The 1,688-nt window shown below is 52.1% G+C and carries 1 protein-coding gene; it reads right to left on the reverse strand.

Annotated features, from left to right (window positions below; translation table 11 throughout):
- Positions 1-7 precede the first annotated feature (7 nt).
- Positions 8-1,543 carry an IS66 family transposase gene (tnpC, locus tag D5281_RS24825; RefSeq protein WP_160562518.1) on the reverse strand — a complete coding sequence of 512 codons (1,536 nt, stop codon included), beginning with the start codon at positions 1,541-1,543 and terminating at the stop codon, positions 8-10.
- Positions 1,544-1,688 lie beyond the last annotated feature (145 nt).

The raw sequence follows: 1,688 nt of genomic DNA on the forward strand, positions 1-1,688 counted from the left end.
GCAGTGGTCATCGGCACCGTTCCTGTACCATGGGATCCCATGGCAGATAGTCATCCAGATATTCCGGATTCTCAAGAAATATACTCCCCGGCATATCTGACAGGATATATTTGATATATTTCATTGCATCCAGCCCATTGGCTTTCGCTGTCTCGACCAGCGTGTAGATTCCTGCACTTGCCGCAGCACCCTTCGGACTTCCGGCAAACAGCCAGTTCTTCCGGCCAATCACAAAGGGGCGGATACAGTTCTCCGCAAGGGAATTGCTGATGGAACAGTTCCCATCCTCAAGATAGTTGAAGAACTCCTGCCGGTTGTTCAGGGCATACTGGAAAGCTGTATGGAGCTTCGACTTTGGCAGTTCTCCGGCAGAGTGTATCTCTGCCCATGACCAAAAAGCCTCGAGAAGCGGTTTCTCGCGGTCGATCCGTTCCTTTTTCTTCTGTTCCGGGTCAAGGCCCTCCAGTTCCTTTTCGATCTCAAACAGCTTATTCAGACGAACCACCGCTTCCGCAGGCTTTGAAGCTTCCGTCCCATGGAGGTCTTTTGGCAGCGCGTCCACAAAGGCGCGGCGCAGATGGGTGTAGCACAGGCATCTTGTAACCCCTTTCACCCCATTGTACCCGGAATAAGCATCCGTATGGATATATCCGGTATAGCCCTTTAAAAATGCTTCCGGATATTTCCCGCCTCTCCCCGGCTGGTACTCAAAATACCGGACCGGCTGTTTGCAGTCCCTGATGCTGCAGTATACCCACATATAAGAATCCGAAGTGTTCTTCCTCCCTGGTTCCTTCAGCACTTGTACGTGGGTCTCATCGATGTGCAGATACTCCTGTTTCAGAAGCTCCTGCCTGAGGCGGCCGGCCACATGGGAGAGCCAGTCCCGGTAGACGCAAAGGAGCCAGTTCGACATCGTTGCCCTGCTCAAGGAAAGGCCCAGGGCCTCCCATTCCTTTTCCTGGCGGTATAACGGGATGCCCAGTTCAAACTTCTGATGGATGAGCCATGCGATTGTGGAAGCAGACGCAAGGGAATGCATGACCGGGGGATGGGGCACCGGGGACTTCTCCATATAAGGTGTTCCGTTTTTGCGGCATGTCCTGCATTCATAGGTTTCCCGGTAATGGTCGATCACCTTGAGGCTGGCAGGAATGAACTGTACCTCGGTACGGACAAACTCCTCCCCGACTTTTGCCATGGCGCTCCCGCACTTTTCACAGATCTGTTCCCTCTCATCAATCGTGTGGAGCACTTTGCTGCGGGGAATGTCTTTGTTCAGTTTTTCCCGCTGGCCGGCATATTTCCTTTTACGCAGATGCTTTTCGACTTCGACCAGGTCCGGCTCATGGGCATCCGGATCCGCACAGGATTCCATTTCATTAAAAAGAGACATCTGTCCCTCTATTTCAAGGGCAGACGTCTTCTCTGATTTTGTTCCGTAAAGTTTACGGGTAAGGAAATCAACCTGTTCCCTAAGGAGCTGGACCTGCTGTTCCAGTTCTCTGATCTGCTTTTTGTATTCCTGTTCTGTATCCGGCATGGGCTGAAAACCTTCCTGTTCTGATGTGCCCATTATACCATAAAACAGCAGGATTCTCCAGTACTTATAAGGGATTTTCGGGTTTCCCGGGCTTTGGGGGATCCCATTTCCGAACCGCTCTGGGCTGCTCCGGGTTCAGGCCCTC

This window comes from Parablautia muri, from assembly GCF_009917485.1.
Classification (GTDB): Bacteria; Bacillota; Clostridia; order Lachnospirales; family Lachnospiraceae; genus Suilimivivens; species Suilimivivens muri.